Origin of the sequence: Burkholderia sp. Bp9016 (genome assembly GCF_003857765.1) — a bacterium.
GTDB lineage: Bacteria > Pseudomonadota > Gammaproteobacteria > Burkholderiales > Burkholderiaceae > Burkholderia.
Genome location: NZ_QTPY01000015.1, coordinates 82,216 through 99,283 on the forward strand (window position 1 = coordinate 82,216; position 17,068 = coordinate 99,283).

The 17,068-nt window shown below is 63.7% G+C and carries 22 protein-coding genes and 1 tRNA gene; 3 read left to right on the forward strand and 20 right to left on the reverse strand.

Features of this window, described 5'->3' with window-relative positions:
- Positions 1–279 precede the first annotated feature (279 nt).
- Complete coding sequence (locus DIE13_RS19420) at positions 280–822, reverse strand: hypothetical protein (RefSeq protein ID WP_124828645.1); 543 nt, start codon at positions 820–822, stop codon at positions 280–282.
- A 463-nt stretch (positions 823–1,285) separates the two neighbouring features.
- On the opposite strand from DIE13_RS19420, the gene DIE13_RS19425 reads away from it, so the two are divergent.
- Both DIE13_RS19425 and DIE13_RS19430 read left to right on the forward strand, forming a co-directional pair.
- Complete coding sequence (locus DIE13_RS19425) at positions 1,286–2,308, forward strand: sensor histidine kinase (RefSeq protein ID WP_390678825.1); 1,023 nt, start codon at positions 1,286–1,288, stop codon at positions 2,306–2,308.
- A gap of 1 nt (position 2,309) precedes the next feature.
- Entirely contained in the window at positions 2,310–3,044 is a 735-nt protein-coding gene (locus DIE13_RS19430; RefSeq protein ID WP_124828647.1) for a LytTR family DNA-binding domain-containing protein, read from the forward strand.
- A gap of 185 nt (positions 3,045–3,229) precedes the next feature.
- Here the strand turns inward: DIE13_RS19430 and DIE13_RS19435 are convergent.
- The 7 genes from DIE13_RS19435 to DIE13_RS19465 all read right to left on the reverse strand — a co-directional run bounded on the left by DIE13_RS19435 (position 3,230) and on the right by DIE13_RS19465 (position 8,377).
- Positions 3,230–3,305: transfer RNA gene (locus DIE13_RS19435), tRNA-Thr, on the reverse strand.
- Between the two features lie 19 nt (positions 3,306–3,324).
- Positions 3,325–3,852, reverse strand: coding sequence for a ClpXP protease specificity-enhancing factor (locus DIE13_RS19440; RefSeq protein WP_124828648.1), 528 nt, complete (start codon positions 3,850–3,852; stop codon positions 3,325–3,327).
- 71 nt (positions 3,853–3,923) lie between these two features.
- On the reverse strand, positions 3,924–4,535 hold the full coding sequence (locus tag DIE13_RS19445; RefSeq protein ID WP_006400565.1) for a glutathione S-transferase N-terminal domain-containing protein: 612 nt from the start codon (positions 4,533–4,535) through the stop codon (positions 3,924–3,926).
- Positions 4,536–4,629: 94 nt separating this feature from the next.
- Positions 4,630–5,388, reverse strand: coding sequence for a cytochrome c1 (locus DIE13_RS19450; protein WP_124828649.1), 759 nt, complete (start codon positions 5,386–5,388; stop codon positions 4,630–4,632).
- A gap of 21 nt (positions 5,389–5,409) precedes the next feature.
- A complete protein-coding gene (locus DIE13_RS19455; protein WP_124828650.1) occupies positions 5,410–6,792 on the reverse strand; it encodes a cytochrome bc complex cytochrome b subunit in 1,383 nt (460 codons plus the stop codon).
- A complete protein-coding gene (gene petA / locus DIE13_RS19460; RefSeq protein ID WP_124828651.1) occupies positions 6,792–7,412 on the reverse strand; it encodes a ubiquinol-cytochrome c reductase iron-sulfur subunit in 621 nt (206 codons plus the stop codon). Before petA ends, DIE13_RS19455 begins: the two co-directional genes overlap by 1 nt.
- A 218-nt stretch (positions 7,413–7,630) precedes the next feature.
- The gene (locus tag DIE13_RS19465) at positions 7,631–8,377 is read right to left on the reverse strand and encodes a Nif3-like dinuclear metal center hexameric protein (protein WP_124828652.1); all 747 of its coding nucleotides are present in this window, start codon (positions 8,375–8,377) and stop codon (positions 7,631–7,633) included.
- A 21-nt stretch (positions 8,378–8,398) separates the two neighbouring features.
- On the opposite strand from DIE13_RS19465, the gene DIE13_RS19470 reads away from it, so the two are divergent.
- Entirely contained in the window at positions 8,399–9,604 is a 1,206-nt protein-coding gene (locus tag DIE13_RS19470) for a S1C family serine protease (RefSeq protein ID WP_124828653.1), read from the forward strand.
- Between the two features lie 193 nt (positions 9,605–9,797).
- Here the strand turns inward: DIE13_RS19470 and tatC are convergent, their stop codons facing one another.
- The 12 genes from tatC to hisB all read right to left on the reverse strand — a co-directional run bounded on the left by tatC (position 9,798) and on the right by hisB (position 17,009).
- Positions 9,798–10,580: a twin-arginine translocase subunit TatC gene (gene tatC, locus DIE13_RS19475; protein WP_124828654.1), complete on the reverse strand. Its 783-nt coding sequence runs from the start codon at positions 10,578–10,580 to the stop codon at positions 9,798–9,800.
- 41 nt (positions 10,581–10,621) lie between these two features.
- A complete protein-coding gene (tatB, locus tag DIE13_RS19480) occupies positions 10,622–11,155 on the reverse strand; it encodes a Sec-independent protein translocase protein TatB (protein WP_124828655.1) in 534 nt (177 codons plus the stop codon).
- A 25-nt stretch (positions 11,156–11,180) separates the two neighbouring features.
- Positions 11,181–11,411, reverse strand: a complete 231-nt coding sequence (tatA, locus tag DIE13_RS19485; RefSeq protein ID WP_124828656.1) for a Sec-independent protein translocase subunit TatA — start codon at positions 11,409–11,411, stop codon at positions 11,181–11,183.
- Between the two features lie 93 nt (positions 11,412–11,504).
- Complete coding sequence (locus DIE13_RS19490; protein WP_124828657.1) at positions 11,505–11,870, reverse strand: histidine triad nucleotide-binding protein; 366 nt, start codon at positions 11,868–11,870, stop codon at positions 11,505–11,507.
- 29 nt (positions 11,871–11,899) lie between these two features.
- Positions 11,900–12,292 (reverse strand): DUF4870 family protein, encoded by a 393-nt coding sequence (locus DIE13_RS19495; protein WP_096504261.1) that lies wholly within the window; start codon positions 12,290–12,292, stop codon positions 11,900–11,902.
- A gap of 71 nt (positions 12,293–12,363) precedes the next feature.
- Positions 12,364–12,729: a phosphoribosyl-ATP diphosphatase gene (locus DIE13_RS19500; protein WP_044845953.1), complete on the reverse strand. Its 366-nt coding sequence runs from the start codon at positions 12,727–12,729 to the stop codon at positions 12,364–12,366.
- Complete coding sequence (gene hisI, locus DIE13_RS19505; protein ID WP_124828658.1) at positions 12,726–13,142, reverse strand: phosphoribosyl-AMP cyclohydrolase; 417 nt, start codon at positions 13,140–13,142, stop codon at positions 12,726–12,728. Before hisI ends, DIE13_RS19500 begins: the two co-directional genes overlap by 4 nt.
- Positions 13,142–13,915: an imidazole glycerol phosphate synthase subunit HisF gene (gene hisF, locus DIE13_RS19510; protein ID WP_096504259.1), complete on the reverse strand. Its 774-nt coding sequence runs from the start codon at positions 13,913–13,915 to the stop codon at positions 13,142–13,144. Before hisF ends, hisI begins: the two co-directional genes overlap by 1 nt.
- Before the next feature lie 121 nt (positions 13,916–14,036).
- The gene (gene hisA / locus DIE13_RS19515; RefSeq protein ID WP_124828659.1) at positions 14,037–14,792 is read right to left on the reverse strand and encodes a 1-(5-phosphoribosyl)-5-[(5-phosphoribosylamino)methylideneamino]imidazole-4-carboxamide isomerase; all 756 of its coding nucleotides are present in this window, start codon (positions 14,790–14,792) and stop codon (positions 14,037–14,039) included.
- A gap of 310 nt (positions 14,793–15,102) precedes the next feature.
- Entirely contained in the window at positions 15,103–15,744 is a 642-nt protein-coding gene (gene hisH, locus DIE13_RS19520; RefSeq protein ID WP_124828660.1) for an imidazole glycerol phosphate synthase subunit HisH, read from the reverse strand.
- Positions 15,741–16,361, reverse strand: a complete 621-nt coding sequence (locus DIE13_RS19525; protein WP_124828661.1) for a YchE family NAAT transporter — start codon at positions 16,359–16,361, stop codon at positions 15,741–15,743. The genes hisH and DIE13_RS19525 overlap by 4 nt, the downstream gene beginning before the upstream one ends.
- A 60-nt stretch (positions 16,362–16,421) precedes the next feature.
- Complete coding sequence (gene hisB, locus DIE13_RS19530) at positions 16,422–17,009, reverse strand: imidazoleglycerol-phosphate dehydratase HisB (RefSeq protein ID WP_006477126.1); 588 nt, start codon at positions 17,007–17,009, stop codon at positions 16,422–16,424.
- Positions 17,010–17,068: the final 59 nt, after the last annotated feature.

The following is a 17,068-nucleotide window of genomic DNA, read 5'->3' on the forward strand; positions in this document are numbered from 1 at the left end:
GTGCGGTACATGGTCGATGCGTCACCGGAAGCGAGATCCCGGGGACCGCGCGCGACGCGGGCACGGCGTCGTGGGCGGCAAGCGCATACCCGTTCGCGGCGTTGGCACTGCGACGGGAACGTGCAACGTTAGGGGCGCATCGTGACGCAGGCGTGACAGGAAAACAGGGGCGCAACGGCGTGCGCTGCACGCCCATGTTTGCTCGATCCCGCCCTGGTTTCTGGTTCGTCAACACCGTCCTGTTCGCGGCCCTCGCCGACCATTTTCGGCCTCACCTACTCATCGCGAATCGACCGGATAAGCCATGCCGTTTCGATGCATCCCACCGGCCTCGCGCATGCTGCGCACGACCACGTTGACCGCGCGCCCGAGCGGCATCCCGACGAGCACGCCCCATACCGCGAACGCCAGCATCACGAAGCAGGGCGTCTCAGCCCACGGCGCGTGCACTGCTGCCGCGTAATGCAGAAAGGTTTCTGCAACAAACGTGAGCATCAGCGTGACCAGCAGGCTCGCATCACCGGGCAGGCGCACGCGCAAGCCCGACTGCGTCGCGCGGTACCGGAGCTGCCAGCGCATCGCATGCAGCCAGCCCAGTGCGGCACCCGCCGCGACGGACGCCAGCGCAAGCACGTTCGCTCCAGCTCCTGCAAACGGAAAAAGCCCGTTCAGGCTGACGAGGCCGACCATTCCGAACACAACCGGTGAGACCAGCGGTCGCGCCGCGGGTACTTCGCGCGGAAAACAGCGCTTGATGCCGATATAGAGCAGCATGCAGAACAGCACGTACGCGTATGGCTTCAGGTGAAAGAGCGTGGACATGATCGGAATCACCGGATCGGGTTGAACACGGCAACACCGTACCGCGAGGGTGCGCGGCGCGGCTGGAGTTGCGACAGGGCGCGTGAATGCGCGGACGAATCGCGCGTGACGGCGATGATTGCTCAGGGATTCGATGCGATGATCGCTCGGCTCCGGATGCCGACAGCCAGCGATGCCCGAAGACAGCACCTTTCATCGGCCGATTGCCGCGACGCATGATGCCCTTACGCCCGCCTTCCTCTACACTCGTGGCGGCAATCGGCCCATCGCCCAGTCGTCGGCACCCGGAGCGCTTCGTCGAAGCCGCGCCCCGTTCGTCGCAATTCGCCCTCGATCTATGCATGGGGCAGTAAGGTCACGCCATGCGCGTATCGTGCGTCCACCTTCATTCGACACCATGCGAACCACCCGACCGGTTACTTCGACGATACCGCCCATGCCAGCCGTCGGCGCACCGCGCTGGCTGCGCGATCCGGCAGCGCTGCTCGGGTTTGCATGCTTCAACTCGGTAGTTGGCCTGGGCTTCTGGATCATTCACGTTGACGAACCCGTCGTCCCCTATCTCGTCGTCTCGAACGTGATCGGGTTCTGTGCGCTGCTGTTGAGTACCGCCGCGAACCGGTTGCTGCCGAGCACGCCGGGGCTCGCGCTGAAGGCGATCGTGATCGCACCGGTCAGCGTCTTCGCCGGTTTCGAGATCGCGGCCGCGATCGTCGGCGGGAAGGTGCCGCATGTGTTCGGATCGGACCGCATCGTCACATGGGACAACTATGGCCCGTCGTTCCTCGTCTCGGCAATCCTGTTCGTCTGCGTGTCGCTGTTCCTGCAATCGCTGCGCATGCGCGCGACGCTGGAAACGGAGCGCCGTCAGGCCGCCGAAGCCCGCCAGGCCGAAACGACTGCACGCCTCGCGCTGCTGCAGGCGCAGATCGAACCGCATTTCCTGTTCAATACGCTCGCGAACGTGCAGAGCCTCATCGAGTGCGACCCGGCCCGCGCGTCGACGATGCTCGACAACCTGAACCGCTACCTGCGTGCGAGCCTGCGCCGCACACGCGACGCGACGTCGACGCTCGGCGAAGAACTCGAACTCGTCGAGGCGCTGCTGAAGATCGCATCGATCCGGCTCGGCGAACGCCTCTCGTATGCCATCGACGTGCCGGTGGATTTGCGTGCGCTGCCGTTCTCGCCGCTGTTGCTGCAACCGCTCGTGGAAAACGCGTTGCTGCATGGGATCGAGCCGTCGATCGCCGGCGGCGAGATCGCGATTCACGCACGCAGACACGGCGAGCAACTCGAATTGAGCGTGCTCGATACCGGCGTCGGCCTCGGGAGCGGCGTGTCGCAATTGCATGGCGGCGTCGGACTCGCCAACGTCGCCGCGCGCCTCAGGGCGCTGCACGGCGAACGCGCCCGCGTAGCCATCGAAACGAACGCCGATGCCACGCATGGCGTCGCCGCCGTCCTGCTGATTCCGCTCGACTGACATGCCGACCGCCCTCATCGCCGACGACGAACCGAACCTGCTGGCCTTGCTTGCGCAGCGACTGCGCCAACTCTGGCCCGAACTGGAGATCGTCGCGATGCCGTGCAACGGTGTCGAAACGCTTGCCGCGTTGCATGCATCGCCGCGCCCGGACATCGCGTTTCTGGATATCCGGATGCCGGGCATCGACGGGTTGAAGCTTGCGTCGCTGGTGCCCGACGTGCATGTCGTGTTCGTCACGGCCTACGAAGAATATGCGGTCGATGCGTTCGATCGTGCGGCGGTCGATTACCTGCTGAAGCCGGTTACGGACGAGCGACTGTTGCGCTGTATCGCGAAGCTGCAGCGCGGCGGGCCGGCAGCCGCACACGCCGATGCGCTCGTGCAGGCAGCGCAATCGCGCGACGCGGCGCCGATCCGCTGGTTGACGGTGGGCGTGAAGGATGCGACGCGACTCGTTGCGGTCGACGACGTGCTGTATTTTCAGGCGTCGGACAAATACACCGAAGTGGTGACAGCCGACGAGCGACTCGTGATTCGCACGCCGTTGAAGGTACTGATGCCGCGGCTCGATTCGGGACGATTCGCGCAGGTGCATCGCGGGGTGATCGTTGCATACGCAGCGATCGACCGCGTCGAACGCGACTTGCTGGGAAGGCTGCGGATTCGCGTGCGCGGGCAACGGGAGATGTTGCCGGTCAGTCGCGCGTATGCGGGGTTGTTCAGGCAGATGTGACGGACGTCTATCCCGAAGATCGGGAAACGCGTGCGTCGATTCCGGCTCTCGCCGCGCCAGCTTGAGCGTTTACCGCACATCGCGGCCAATTTGCCTTCAACCCAACGCGAATTCGACGTCTCGTAGAGTTGGGGCAGAAACGAAAAAAGGGGTTACGCAAACATCGCGTAACCCCTTTTCGGATTTGGTGCCGGCTGCAGGACTCGAACCCGCCACCTGATGATTACAAATCAACTGCTCTACCAGATGAGCTAAGCCGGCGTAAGCCCAAGATTGTACCTCATTTCACGATCTTGAGGCGAGGTCTGCTGCTGCCTTTCGACCCGTCTCCATCGGATTTCGGCGGTTCGTCGGCGCCTTCGGAGGGTTCCTCGTTCGCGCCGCTGTCGGCGACGGGTGTCAACGGGGACGAAGACGCGTCGCGCGACGCGCCATCGTCGGCCGCCTGCGCGGCATCGTCTTCGAATGCCCCCGAATCCTCGGCCTCGCCGGCCACCGCATCGACCTGGAACGCCATCCCCTGACCGTTCTCCCGCGCATAGATCGCGAGCACGTTGGCCACCGGAATCTCGATCTTGTGCGCCTTCCCGGAGAACCGGGCAGTGAACTCGATCCACTCGTTACCCATCTGCAGCTGGCTCGTCGCCTCGAAGCTGATGTTGAGCACGATCTCGCCGTCACGCACGAACTGACGCGGCACGCGCGTCGAGTTGTCGACCCTCACCGCGATATGCGGCGTGTAACCGTTATCGGTGCACCACTCGTACAGCGCGCGCAGCAGATAAGGCTTCGTTGAAATCTCTTGCATCACAATCCTCGAACCCGGAGCGAGCACGCGGCACGCCGCGCCGCCCGCTCCGTCATGCACTCATTGCATCATCAACGACGCATGACCTTTTCGGACGGCGTCAGTGCTTCGATATAGGCCGGACGGCTGAAGATCCGTTCCGCGTACTTCATCAGCGGCGCGGCATTCTTCGACAGTTCGATACCGTAGTGATCCAGACGCCACAGCAGCGGCGCGATCGCAACGTCGAGCATCGAGAACTCTTCGCCGAGCATGTACTTGTTCTTCACGAAGATCGGCGCGAGCTGCGTCAGGCGATCGCGGATTGCGAGGCGTGCCTTCTCGTGGTTCTTCTCGGCAGCCTTGCCCTTCTCGTTCTCGAGCGTGCTGACGTGAACGAACAGTTCCTTCTCGAAGTTGAGCAGGAACAGGCGCGCACGCGCACGCTGCACCGGATCGGCCGGCATCAGCTGCGGATGCGGGAAGCGCTCGTCGATGTATTCGTTGATGATGTTCGATTCGTACAGGATCAGGTCGCGCTCGACCAGAATCGGCACCTGACCGTACGGGTTCATCACCGAAATGTCTTCCGGCTTGTTGAACAGGTCGACGTCACGGATTTCGAAGTCCATGCCCTTCTCGAACAACACCAGCCGGCAACGCTGGGAGAACGGGCAAGTTGTGCCGGAATACAGAACCATCATATTTGCGTTTCCTCAAAAAAGCCGAGGGCCGGCACGCGGCGCAACCCCTTTCACGGGTTTCGCCTTGCGCCGGCCCCACGCCGGTCAGGCGTGTTTACTTGATATCTTTCCAGTACGCGGCATTGAGCCGCCAGGCCAGGAAAGTCAGGACACCGAGAAAGATCAGCACCCACACGCCGAGACGTTTGCGGGTCTGCTGTGCCGGCTCGGCCATCCATGTCATATAGGCCACCAGGTCGGCAACCGCAGCATCATAATCCGCCGGCGACAACGTCCCCGGCGTGACCTGCTGGAAGCCGACGAGCGTGTGGACCTTCTCGCCCGTCTCCTCGTCCGTCTTGTCTTCGAATTTGGCCGTCCGCTGCCCCTGCAGCTGCCACAATACGTTGGGCATGCCGACGTTCTCGAACACCGCGTTGTTCCAGCCGGTCGGCCGCGTATCGTCGCGGTAGAAACCGCGCAGATACGTATACAGCCAGTCGCGGCCGCGCGCCCGCTCCTCGACCGACAGGTCGGGCGGTGTGGTGCCGAGCCAGTTCTTCGCGTCTTCGGGCCGCATCGCAACGGACATCGTGTTCCCGACCTTGTCGGTCGTGAACAGGAGATTCGTTTCGATCTCCTTCTGGGATATGCCCAGATCCGTCAGACGGTTGTAGCGCATCAGGTTCGCGCTGTGGCAGTTCAGGCAATAGTTTACAAACAATTGCGCGCCGTGTTGAAGCGAAACGAGATTTTCCGTGTTATCGGGCGCCCGGTCGAGCGGAAAATTACCTTCCGCGCGTACGGCCGGCGCCGCGAGCAGCGCAACGGCCGTCACCCCGATCAGCGCGAGCGTCGAAAGCAGTTTCTTCATGTCGTTCTCTCCTCGCTCGCGTTAATGGGGCTTGAAGCGCACCCGCTCCGGCGGCTGCTTGAACGTGCCAAGCGGCGTCCAGACGGGCATGCCGAGGAAGAACGCGAAGTAGATCAGCGCGCAGCCCTGCGCAATCAGCGTCGCAGCCGGCGATGGCGGCCGTGTGCCGAGGAACGCGAGGGTCAGGAACGCCGCGACGAAGATCCCGAGGAACACCTTGTGGAACAGCGGCCGGTAGCGGATCGACTTCACCGGGCTGCGGTCGAGCCACGGCAGGAAGAACAGCGTGATCACCGCCGAGCCCATCACGACGACACCCCAGAACTTCGACTCCGTCAGGAACATGAACACGACGATCGCCGCGGCCAGCACCGGCAGCCCGGCCTTCCATTTGCCGCGCGCACGGATCAACGCCAGCACGCCGAGCAGCGCGATCACGATCATCAGCACGATCTTGAACGGGTCGGTGGTCGCGCGCAGCATCGCGTAGAACGCGGTGAAATACCAGACCGGCGCAATCTCCGGCGGCGTCTGCAGCGGGTTCGCCGGCACGAAGTTGTTCGACTCCAGGAAGTAGCCGCCCATCTCCGGCGCAAAGAACACGATCAGCGCGAACACCATCAGGAACACGCAGACGCCGAAGAAATCGTGCACCGAGTAGTACGGATGGAACGGGATGCCGTCGAGCGGAATGCCGTTCTCGTCCTTCTTCGCCTTGATCTCGATGCCGTCCGGATTATTTGACCCCACTTCGTGAAGTGCGACCAGATGCGCTATCACGAGGCCGACCAGCACGAGCGGGATCGCGATCACGTGGAATGCGAAGAACCGGTTCAGCGTGACATCCGACACGACGTAGTCACCGCGAATCCACAGCGACAGGTCCGGGCCGACGAACGGGATCGCCGAGAACAGGTTCACGATCACCTGCGCGCCCCAGAACGACATCTGGCCCCACGGCAGTAAGTAGCCGAAGAACGCCTCCGCCATCAGACAAAGGAAGATCGCGCAGCCGAAGATCCACACGAGCTCGCGCGGCTTGCGGTACGACCCGTACATCAGCCCGCGGAACATGTGCAAGTATACGACGACGAAGAACATCGACGCACCGGTCGAGTGCATGTAGCGGATCAGCCAACCCCATGGCACCTCACGCATGATGTACTCGACCGACGAGAACGCGAGCGTCGAGTCGGGCTTGTAGTTCATCGTCAGGAAAATGCCCGTGACGATCTGGTTGACGAGCACGAGCAGTGCGAGGGAGCCGAAGAAGTACCAGAAGTTGAAGTTCTTCGGCGCGTAGTACTCGGAAACGTGCTTTTTCCAGGTAGACGTGAGCGGGAAGCGCTGGTCGATCCAGCCTGTGAGACCTGTCGTGGAGACTTCTTTATTGTCGGCACCCATCACGCTTCTCCTTTCTCGTCCTTGCCGATCACGATGGTCGTCGCCGACGTGAACATGTAGGGCGGGATGTCGAGATTCTGAGGCGCCGGCTTGTTCTTGAACACACGGCCGGCGAGGTCGTAGGTCGAACCGTGACACGGGCACAGGAAACCGCCTGGCCAGTCGTCCGGCAGGTTCGGCTGCGGACCCGGCGTGAAGCGTTGGCTTGGCGTGCAGCCGAGGTGCGTACATACGGCCATCACGACGAGAATGTTCTTGCGATCGGTGCGCGAACGGTATTCGTTCGCGCAATACGCGGGCAACGGCATCGAATACGGGGATTTCGTGGTCGGATCGGCCACTTCCTTGTCGGCCTTGACCACGTCGGCCAGCATGTCGTCGGTGCGATTCAGGATCCAGACCGGCTTGCCGCGCCACGGCACGGTAACCATCTCGCCGGGTTTCAGGCTGCTGATGTCGACCTCGACCGGCGCGCCGGCCGCTTTTGCTTTTGCGGACGGCGCCAGCGACGCCGCGAAAGGTATGACGGTGGCCACGCCTCCTACGCCACCTGCTACGGATGTCGCAATCAGCCAGGTACGGCGGCCGCTGTCGACGCGTTTCTCTTCCTTGTCTCGCATCACACGCCCCACTTCTGAGTTGGATTTTCCGTCACGACTTTCCATTCCGTCGCTAGTTTGCTCGAATGGAGTCGCCATTTACAAGGCCCGGAGATGAAAATCCGTTCGAAGTGGTTGATAGTCAAGGGTTTTCCCCCACTACCGAAGCGATTAAATCATTTCACTTTTAAGCATTCGCTACATTGCAAAATTTCGATGCGCCGCCGCAAATCCGGCTTTCAGACCGGATTATGAATATCGATAAAAAGGTGTTCGATATCGAATTCTTCGGACAAGTGCGCACCGAGCGCCTGGATTCCGTAGCGCTCGGTCGCATGGTGCCCTGCCGCAACGAATGCGACGCCGCTTTCGGCCGCCGCATGCGTAATGGATTCGGATACCTCGCCGGTGAGGAACACATCGGCGCCGGCATCGATCGCCGCGTCGAAATAGCTCTGCGCGGCACCCGTGCACCACGCGATCCGGCGTAGCTGCATGTCGCGGTCGCCGAGCACGAGCGGCGTACGACCGAGCGTGTGCTCGACTTTCGCGACGAAGTGCTCGAGCGAGACGGGCATCGGCAGCGTCGCCATCCAGCCGAGGTCGCCGTCGCCGAAACGCTGCTCGCCGATCAGCCCGAGCTTCTCGCCGAGCTGCGCGTTGTTGCCGAATTCCGGGTGCGCGTCGAGCGGCAGGTGGTACGCGAACAGGTTCAGGTCGTTCGCGAGCAGCAGCTTCAGGCGCTGGTACTTGCGGCCGGTGATCTGCGGCGCCTCGTTGCGCCAGAAATAGCCGTGATGGACGAGCACCGCATCCGCTCCCCATTCGAGCGCCGCCTCGAGGAATGCGACCGACGCCGTGACGCCGGTGGCGATCTTCTCGATCTTGCGGCGCCCCTCGACCTGAAGGCCGTTCGGGCAATAGTCCTTGAAGCGCGCGGTTTCAAGGGTATTGTTCAAGTACAATTCAAGTTCGATCCGATCCATATAAACCTCTAATCCATTCAGATGCTTAGACGCTTCTGGCTGTTCTTCGCGCAGGCGGTAACCGTACTGCTCGCGCTGATGTTCATCGTCGTGACGCTCAAGCCGCAATGGCTGCAACGGCAAGGACAGCTCGGCAAGCAGCTCGCCACGCCGATCGTTGCACTGCGGGAGGTCGCGCCGGGCATCGGCGGCGCACCGGCGACCACGTCGTACGCCGAGGCAGCGCAAAAGGCGATGCCGGCCGTCGTCAATGTATTCTCCAGCAAGGACGGCTCTTTGCCGCCCGATCCGCGCGCGAAAGACCCGCTGTTCCGCTACTTCTTCGGCGACCGCAATGCCCGCAAGCAGCAAGACGAGCCGGCCGCCAACCTCGGCTCGGGCGTTATCGTGAGCCCGGAAGGTTACATTCTAACGAACCAGCACGTCGTGGACGGCGCCGACCAGATCGAAGTCGCGCTCGCCGACGGCCGCACGGCCACCGCGAAGGTAATCGGCAGCGACCCGGAAACCGATCTCGCGGTGCTGAAGATCAACGTGACGAACTTGCCGACGATCACGCTCGGCCGCTCCGACCAGGCGCGCGTCGGCGACGTCGTGCTCGCGATCGGCAACCCGTTCGGCGTCGGCCAGACGGTCACGATGGGCATCATCAGCGCGCTCGGCCGCAATCACCTCGGCATCAACACGTTCGAGAACTTCATCCAGACCGATGCCCCGATCAACCCCGGCAACTCGGGTGGCGCACTGGTCGACGTGAACGGCAACCTGCTCGGCATCAACACCGCGATCTACTCGCGCTCAGGCGGCTCGCTCGGCATCGGCTTCGCGATCCCCGTTTCGACCGCACGCACCGTGCTCGAAAGCATCATCACGAGCGGCTCGGTCACGCGCGGCTGGATCGGCGTCGAGCCGCAGGACGTCACACCGGAGATCGCCGAGTCGTTCGGGCTGTCGCAGAAATCGGGCGCGATCGTCGCGGGCGTGCTGCAAGGCGGCCCGGCCGACAAGGCCGGCATCAAGCCGGGCGACATCCTCGTCAGCGTGAACGGCGAGGAAATCACCGACACGACAAAGCTGCTGAACACCGTCGCGCAGATCAAGCCGGGCACGCCGACCAAGGTGCACGTCGTGCGCAAGGGCAAGGAGTTCGACGTGAACGTCGTGATCGGCAAGCGCCCGCCGCCGCCGAAACAGACGCTCGACGATCAGGACAGCGACTCCGAATGACGCCCGCCGGGCGGTGCGGCCGCGTCGCCTGCCGGATGTAGCCGGACATGAAAAAAGGGCAGCCGATCCGGCTGCCCTGTTGCTTTGCATCGCATGTCTTTCCCGGCGGCGGTGAACCTCTCCGCCCGCGCACCGTCCGCGCCACACCCGGCTTTGAAACATGGCCCAGGGGGCGTCGCACAAAGCGCCTTGGTCAACCCGCTGCGCCGTTCTCCGCTTCGCTCTCTTCCGTCGGCTTCGGCACGAAGAACCGTGCGGCCAGCAGCCCGACCTCGAACAGCACGATGAGCGGCAGCGCGAGCATCAGTTGCGAGAATACGTCCGGCGGTGTGACGACTGCCGCGACGATGAAGGCGCCGACGATTACGTACGGCCGGATCTCCTTCAGCTTCTTCACCGTCAGCACGCCCATGCGCACGAGCAGCACGACGATGATCGGCACTTCGAACGTGACCCCGAATGCGATGAACATCCCGAGCACGAAGCTCAGGTAGTTGTCGATGTCGGTCGACATCTCCGCACCGAGTGGCGCGTTGTAGTGCGCCATCACGCGGAAGATCGTCGGGAAGACGAGGAAATACGCGAACGCCATCCCGCACAGGAACAGGAAGTAACTGCTGCCGACGAGCGGCGCAACGAGCTTCTTCTCGTGCTGATACAGCCCTGGCGCGACGAACGCCCAGATCTGGTACAGCACGACCGGCAGCGCAATCACGAGGGCGACGAGCATCGTGACCTTCATGGGCACGAAGAACGAGCCGGTGACGTCGGTCACGATCATCCTGCCGCCCTTCGGCAGGTTCTCCATCAGCGGCCGCGCGAGCAGCCTGAAGATCTCGGGCGCCCAGTAGACGAGCCCCAGGAACACGACGATCACGGCCAACCCCGCGCGAATGATGCGATCGCGAAGCTCGACGAGATGGGAAATGAAGGTTTCTTCCGGGGCGTCGCCCGGGTTCTGCTGGGGGTCGCTCACACCGGCCCTCGGTAGGATTGACGAGCGAGCATGCGCTCGGCTCAGAAGAAGCGCGTCGGCCGGCGCAGGCTGGCCGGCTGATGGCGCGCGACACGCGCGGCGCCCGACTGCACGTGCGTGCGGCGGGTGGTCGCGCGCTTGTACCAGACAGGCGTCGCCGCCTGTTTCACGCGCCAGTTGCGACGCTTCGGCGCGAGCGGACCCGCGCTGCCACGCCACGACGACGGCGCTGCGGGCGTGTCGGAGCCGTACGCGCCGGCATCGACCGAGCCCTCATTGAGGCCGCCGACTGCGGAATGCCACGTGTCGTTCAGTTCCTTCTCGTGCTCGCGCAGGTTGTCGTGAATCGTCGTTTCGACATTGCGTGCGGCCGCCTCGAAATCAGTCTTCATCGTGCGCAGCGCGTCGAGCTCGATTTCACGCGAGACCTCGGCCTTGACGTCGTTGATGTACCGCTGCGCGCGACCGAACAATGCACCCGCCGTACGCGCGACGCGCGGCAGGCGCTCGGGGCCGAGCACCACGAGCGCGACGACGCCGATCAGCGCCATCTTCGAAAGACCGAGATCCAGCATCGCGAATGCCTGTCAGCGTGGCGGCTTACGCCTTGTTCGAGTCGGAACGCGTCGTTTCCTTCGCGTCGACGTCGACCGAGCCAGAGCGCGGCAGTTGCTGCGCATCCGCCGGCGTTTCGCCTTCCTTCATGCCGTCCTTGAAACCCTTCACCGCGCTGCCGAGATCGTTGCCGATGTTGCGCAGCTTCTTCGTACCGAAAACCAGCGCAACGATCAGCAGCACGATCAGCCAGTGCCAAATGCTCAATCCACCCATGATGAAACCTCTCCTCAACCGCGCCGCGTCGCGGCGTAAATCGCCGGCGGCGCGCCGGCTTCGACTATCGATACGGGGAAACGCCCCGCTGCGTCAACCCATCCGCTGCCACGGGCGCGGGCCGGCCAGGATGTGTGCGTGCAGGTGGTAGACCTCCTGCCCGCCACCGGGGCCCGTATTGATCACCGTGCGAAACCCGGTTTCGCCGCCCGTGTACGCGACGCCGAGCTGCTCGGCCAGACGCGCGACGAGCAGCATCAGCCGGCCGAGCATCGGTGCATCGGCATCGCCCGCCGCCGACAGCGTCGGCAGGTGCCGGCGCGGAATCACGAGCACATGCGTCTCGGCCGCCGGGCGGATGTCGCGGAACGCGACGAATTCGTCGTCCTCGTGCACCTTCGTGCTCGGGATCTCGCCCGCCGCGATCTTGCAGAACAGGCAATTCGGATCGTGACTCATGTTGCTCCTGCGAAACGCCCGCTCGCCGGTCAGAACCAGGCCTGCGGATCGAGCGTCTTGTTGTCGTTCAGGTACAGCCAACCCTTGATGATACGGTACAGCGTCCAGATCCATGTGACAAACATGATGACGAACCCGACCACCACGAACATCAGCGCGAAGCCGATCACGTAAGCGATCAGCGCGCGCCAGAACGTGCGGATCTGCCACTCGAAATGGTCGGCGTACGGCGTGCCGGCCACATCGCCGCGCTTCACGTAGTTGATGATGATCGCGATGATGCCGGTGACGCCGCCCGTCAGCCAATGAATCGCGTAGAGGCCGTACAACACGTGCGTCAGCGTGCGCAACCCGTTCAGCCGCTCGGCCTCCGCTGCGCCCTGCACCGACGGCGTCGGAAACTGGCTCGGCGTATCGGTCATGATGCTACCCTCGTAAGATGACAATTCTTACAGCTTACCGCACTGTTGCCGGTGCAGCAGGCCGTCGGCCGTCACCCGCCGTTTTCCTCGCGCTCGCGGCGCTTGCGCAGCGCCTTTTCCTCGATGCCCGACAGCCCTTCGCGACGCTCGAGTTCGGCGATCACGTCGGCCGGACTCAGGTCGAAATGCGACAGCATCACGAGGCAGTGGAACCACAGATCGGCCACTTCGCCGACCAGTGCCGTCGGAGCGCCGCCCTGGCGCACGTCCTTCGCGGCCAGCACGACTTCGGTCGCCTCTTCGCCGATCTTCTTCAGCACCGCGTCGTCGCCCTTGTGGAACAAGCGAGATACATACGATTGCTCGGGGTCGCCGCCCTTGCGGCTATCGATCACGGCTGCGAGGCGCAGCAGCGTGTCTTCGGTCGATTGCGTCATTTGTAGATGTGTTCGGGATCTTTCAGCACCGGATCGACCGCGACCCAGTCGCCGCCGTCCACGGTACCTTCGAATTTCTGGAAGAAGCACGAATGCCGGCCGGTGTGGCATGCGATGCCCGACACCTGCTCGACCTTCAGCAGCACGACGTCCTCGTCGCAGTCGAGCCGCACCTCGTGCACGTGCTGCACGTGGCCCGACTCCTCGCCCTTGAACCACAGGCGCTTGCGCGAACGCGAATAGTAGACCGCGCGCTGCGTCTCGATCGTCTTGGCCAGCGCCTCGCGGTTCATCCACGCGAACATCAGCACGTCGTTCGTCGACGCTTCCTGCGCGATCACCGGCACGAGGCCGTTGTCGTCCCAGCGGACCTTGTCGAGCCACGCTGGCAGGGATTTCGTTTCCGTATTCATCACAGCCTCACAGGGATGCCCTGGTCGGACATGAAGCGTTTCGCCTCGCCGACCGTGTGCTCGCCATAGTGGAAGATGCTCGCGGCCAGCACCGCGTCGGCGCGGCCGTCCTTGATGCCGTCCGCGAGATGCTGCAGCGAACCGACGCCGCCCGACGCGATCACCGGCACCGGCACCGCGTCCGACACGCCGCGCGTGAGCGCGAGGTCGAAGCCCGACTTCGTGCCGTCGCGGTCCATGCTCGTGAGCAGGATCTCGCCCGCGCCGAGTTCGGCCATCTTGCGCGCCCATTCGATCGCGTCGAGGCCCGTGCCCTTGCGGCCACCATGCGTGAACACTTCCCAGCGCGGCGTCTCGCCGTCGGCCGACACACGCTTCGCGTCGATCGCGACGACGATGCATTGCGAGCCGTACTTGTCGGCCGCGTCGCGCACGAGCTGCGGGTTCGCGACCGCCGACGAGTTCATGCTGACCTTGTCCGCGCCCGCGTTCAGGAGGCGCCGCACGTCTTCGACGGCGCGCACGCCGCCGCCGACGGTCAGCGGAATGAAGACCTGCGATGCGACGGCCTCGATGATCGGCAGGATCAGATCGCGCTGGTCGGAGGTCGCGGTGATGTCGAGGAACGTGAGTTCGTCGGCGCCCTGGTCGTCGTAGCGGCGAGCGATTTCGACGGGGTCGCCGGCATCGCGCAATTCAACGAAGTTGACGCCCTTGACGACACGCCCGGCAGTCACGTCCAGGCAGGGGATGATGCGTTTAGCTAGAGCCATGATGTTGCGCCAAATGCCGCGATGAGATGGCCGGTTGCGGACGGCCGGTTTCGGACGCCTCGCGCGAGGCGCCCGGTCGGGGCTGCCGGCAGGCAGCCCCCGGCGAGCGGAACGACCGCGCTTACGCGTCGTCGAGTTCGCCGTTCAGTTCGTCCGCGCGCTTTTGCGCGGCCGCGAAATCGAGATCACCGGAGTAGATCGCACGGCCGCAGATCACGCCTTCGACGCCGTGTTCTTCCACTTCGCAGAGGTTCTCGATGTCGGTGAGGTTCGACAGGCCGCCGCTTGCGATGACCGGAATGCCGACCGCCTGTGCGAGCTTCACCGTCGCCTCGATGTTGATACCCTGCAGCATCCCGTCGCGGCCGATGTCCGTGTAGACGATCGATTCGACGCCGTAGTCCTCGAACTTGCGCGCGAGATCGATCACTTCGTGGCCGGTAAGCTTGCTCCAGCCGTCGGTCGCGACCTTGCCGTCCTTCGCGTCGAGGCCGACGATGATGTTGCCCGCGAACGCGGTGCATGCGTCCTGCAGGAAGCCCGGATCCTTCACGGCCGCGGTGCCGATGATCACGTAGGAGAGGCCGGCGTCGAGATACTTCTCGATCGTCTCGAGGCTGCGAATGCCACCGCCGAGCTGCACGGGGATTTCGTCGCCGACTTCTTCGAGGATCGCTTCGATCGCTTCGAGATTCTTCGGCTTGCCGGCAAAAGCGCCGTTCAGGTCGACCAGATGCAGCCGCCGGGCGCCGAGATCGACCCACTTGCGGGCCATCGCCGCCGGGTCCTCGGAGAAAATCGTGGCCTGGTCCATATCGCCCTGTTTGAGGCGCACACACTGACCGTCTTTGAGATCGATGGCCGGAATCAGCAACATAGCAATCGGGTGTCGTCGTGGAAGAAGAAAAGAATCCGGCGCGCACCGGCCAAACCGGTGCCGCGCCGTCTCGCTAGTTTAGTACAACTCTTTCAGCGCTTAGGGCCTGCTCCCGCCGATAACGGGCTCGCGAACGTGCATTTCCGGTTCCACTGCAAGGCGCGAGGAGCGCCGTTTGACCAAACCGGACCAGCAACGATCGACGCCGCAATGCAGCAGGAAAGACACACTCCCCAAGCTAACAAATCATGCGCGGGACGGCCGCAACACGGGCCTTTCAGCCCCGCGAATTGTGGCACGCATGCGACGTTTACGGTTTCCAGTGTACGAAGTTGCGATACAGACGCAACCCGACCTCCGCGCTTTTCTCGGGGTGGAATTGGGTTGCGAAGAGGTTGTCCCGCGCGACCGCGGACGTAAACGTCGCACCGTACGCCGTTTCGCCCACCGTGTGCGCCGGGTTCTCCGGGCTCACGTAATAGCTGTGCACGAAGTAGAAATAGGCGTCGTCGGGCACGCCGTCCCACAACGGGTGCGGCTGCGATTGATGCACGCGGTTCCAGCCCATCTGCGGCACCTTGAAGCGCGAACCGTCGTCCTGCAGCTGGCCGTCGAGCTCGAACCGCACGACCTTGCCGGGCAACAGGCCGAGGCCCTTCGTGTCGCCTTCGGCGCTCCAGTCGAACAGCATCTGCTCGCCGACGCACACGCCGAGCAGCGGCTTCGTGCGCGACGCCTCGATCACCGCTTCCTGCAGCCCCGATTCGCCGAGGCAGCGCATGCAGTCCGGCATCGCGCCCTGGCCTGGCAACACGACGCGGTCGGCCGCGCGAATCGCGGCCGGCGTGTCGACGATCGCCACGTCGGCGGCCGGCTCGGCCTTCTTGAGCGCCTGCGCGACCGAGCGCAGGTTGCCCATCCCATAATCCACAATCGCAATCGAAGTTTTCATCTCAGTGCAGGCAGTAGCGCCCTCAGTCCATTGACGATGAATTCCACCGCCAGCGCCGACAGCATCAGACCCATCAGCCGCGTGGCGATGTTGATGCCGGTGCGGCCGACCCAGTTCGCGATCGGCTCGGCGAGCCGCATAGCGATAAAACACAGCAAAGCCAGGACCGCGCCAATCGCGACGAGCCCGGCTCGCTCATACCAGTGATGCGAGTTCGCCGCGTAGATGATCACCGTGCTGATCGAGCCGGGGCCCGTAAGCAGCGGAATCGCCAGCGGCACGACCGCGACGTTGTCCTTCATCTCGGCTTCGTGGCGCTCCTCGGGCGTCGATCGCGTGTTGCCGATCTGCGCGTTCAGCATGTTGATCGCCATCAGCAACATGATGATCCCGCCGCCCACTTCGAGCGAACCGACCGAAATGCCGAAGAAGTTAATGATCTGCTGCCCGAGCAGCACCGTCACCGTCATCACGCAGAACACCGACACCGAAGCGATCCGGATCGTGCGGCGCCGCTCGTCGTCGGTCTGCTGCGCCGTCAGGCTCAGGAAGAACGGCACCGCGCCGACCGGATTGATCAACGCAAGCAGCGAAATGAACGATTTGAGCAGATCCATCGCAAGCCGGCGCAGCGCGCCGAAGCCGTGAGATTGTCCCGGGCGCAGTCCGTCACGAAATCAGAGGCTGCCCTTCGTCGACGGAATCTGCCCCGCCGCTCGCTCGTCGAGCTCCACCGCCGCGCGCAGCGCCCGGCCGAAGGCCTTGAACACCGTTTCGAGCTGATGGTGCGCATTGATCCCGCGCAGGTTGTCGATGTGCAGCGTGACGCCCGCGTGATTCACGAACCCGCGGAAGAATTCGATCGACAGGTCGACGTCGAACGTGCCGATCCGCGCGCGCGTGAACGGCACGTGGAATTCGAGGCCCGGGCGACCCGAGAAGTCGATCACGACGCGCGACAGCGCCTCGTCAAGCGGCACGTACGAATGGCCGTAACGGCGGATGCCCTTCCTGTCGCCGATCGCCTTCGCGACGGCCTGACCGAGCGTGATGCCGACGTCCTCGACCGTATGGTGATCGTCGATGTGCGTGTCGCCATGCGCTTCAACCTCGAGGTCGACCAGACCGTGTCGCGCGATCTGGTCGAGCATATGGTCGAGAAACGGCACGCCGGTAGCCAGCTTCTGCTGGCCCGTGCCGTCGAGATCGAGCTTCACACGGATCTGCGTTTCGCTGGTATTGCGAACGACTTCCGCCACACGCATGGCAATTCCTTGAATGAGTCTGATTTAAATGGGGATTGATCGTCGCGCGCCACCGCGCC

What these genes read in the sequence shown, in the direction of transcription:
- hisH (WP_124828660.1), bottom strand. Translation starts at nt 15,744, where the DNA reads ATGAAAACTTCGATTGCGATTGTGGATTATGGGATGGGCAACCTGCGC.
- DIE13_RS19465 (WP_124828652.1), bottom strand. Translation starts at nt 8,377, where the DNA reads ATGGATCGGATCGAACTTGAATTGTACTTGAACAATACCCTTGAAACC.
- DIE13_RS19420 (WP_124828645.1), bottom strand. Translation starts at nt 822, where the DNA reads ATGTCCACGCTCTTTCACCTGAAGCCATACGCGTACGTGCTGTTCTGC.
- hisI (WP_124828658.1), bottom strand. Translation starts at nt 13,142, where the DNA reads ATGAATACGGAAACGAAATCCCTGCCAGCGTGGCTCGACAAGGTCCGC.
- petA (WP_124828651.1), bottom strand. Translation starts at nt 7,412, where the DNA reads ATGCGAGACAAGGAAGAGAAACGCGTCGACAGCGGCCGCCGTACCTGG.
- tatA (WP_124828656.1), bottom strand. Translation starts at nt 11,411, where the DNA reads ATGGGTGGATTGAGCATTTGGCACTGGCTGATCGTGCTGCTGATCGTT.
- tatB (WP_124828655.1), bottom strand. Translation starts at nt 11,155, where the DNA reads ATGCTGGATCTCGGTCTTTCGAAGATGGCGCTGATCGGCGTCGTCGCG.
- DIE13_RS19450 (WP_124828649.1), bottom strand. Translation starts at nt 5,388, where the DNA reads ATGAAGAAACTGCTTTCGACGCTCGCGCTGATCGGGGTGACGGCCGTT.
- hisB (WP_006477126.1), bottom strand. Translation starts at nt 17,009, where the DNA reads ATGCGTGTGGCGGAAGTCGTTCGCAATACCAGCGAAACGCAGATCCGT.
- DIE13_RS19495 (WP_096504261.1), bottom strand. Translation starts at nt 12,292, where the DNA reads ATGACCGATACGCCGAGCCAGTTTCCGACGCCGTCGGTGCAGGGCGCA.
- hisF (WP_096504259.1), bottom strand. Translation starts at nt 13,915, where the DNA reads ATGGCTCTAGCTAAACGCATCATCCCCTGCCTGGACGTGACTGCCGGG.
- DIE13_RS19455 (WP_124828650.1), bottom strand. Translation starts at nt 6,792, where the DNA reads ATGGGTGCCGACAATAAAGAAGTCTCCACGACAGGTCTCACAGGCTGG.
- DIE13_RS19445 (WP_006400565.1), bottom strand. Translation starts at nt 4,535, where the DNA reads ATGATGGTTCTGTATTCCGGCACAACTTGCCCGTTCTCCCAGCGTTGC.
- DIE13_RS19470 (WP_124828653.1), top strand. Translation starts at nt 8,399, where the DNA reads ATGCTTAGACGCTTCTGGCTGTTCTTCGCGCAGGCGGTAACCGTACTG.
- DIE13_RS19490 (WP_124828657.1), bottom strand. Translation starts at nt 11,870, where the DNA reads ATGAGTCACGATCCGAATTGCCTGTTCTGCAAGATCGCGGCGGGCGAG.
- DIE13_RS19440 (WP_124828648.1), bottom strand. Translation starts at nt 3,852, where the DNA reads ATGCAAGAGATTTCAACGAAGCCTTATCTGCTGCGCGCGCTGTACGAG.
- DIE13_RS19500 (WP_044845953.1), bottom strand. Translation starts at nt 12,729, where the DNA reads ATGACGCAATCGACCGAAGACACGCTGCTGCGCCTCGCAGCCGTGATC.
- hisA (WP_124828659.1), bottom strand. Translation starts at nt 14,792, where the DNA reads ATGTTGCTGATTCCGGCCATCGATCTCAAAGACGGTCAGTGTGTGCGC.
- DIE13_RS19525 (WP_124828661.1), bottom strand. Translation starts at nt 16,361, where the DNA reads ATGGATCTGCTCAAATCGTTCATTTCGCTGCTTGCGTTGATCAATCCG.
- DIE13_RS19430 (WP_124828647.1), top strand. Translation starts at nt 2,310, where the DNA reads ATGCCGACCGCCCTCATCGCCGACGACGAACCGAACCTGCTGGCCTTG.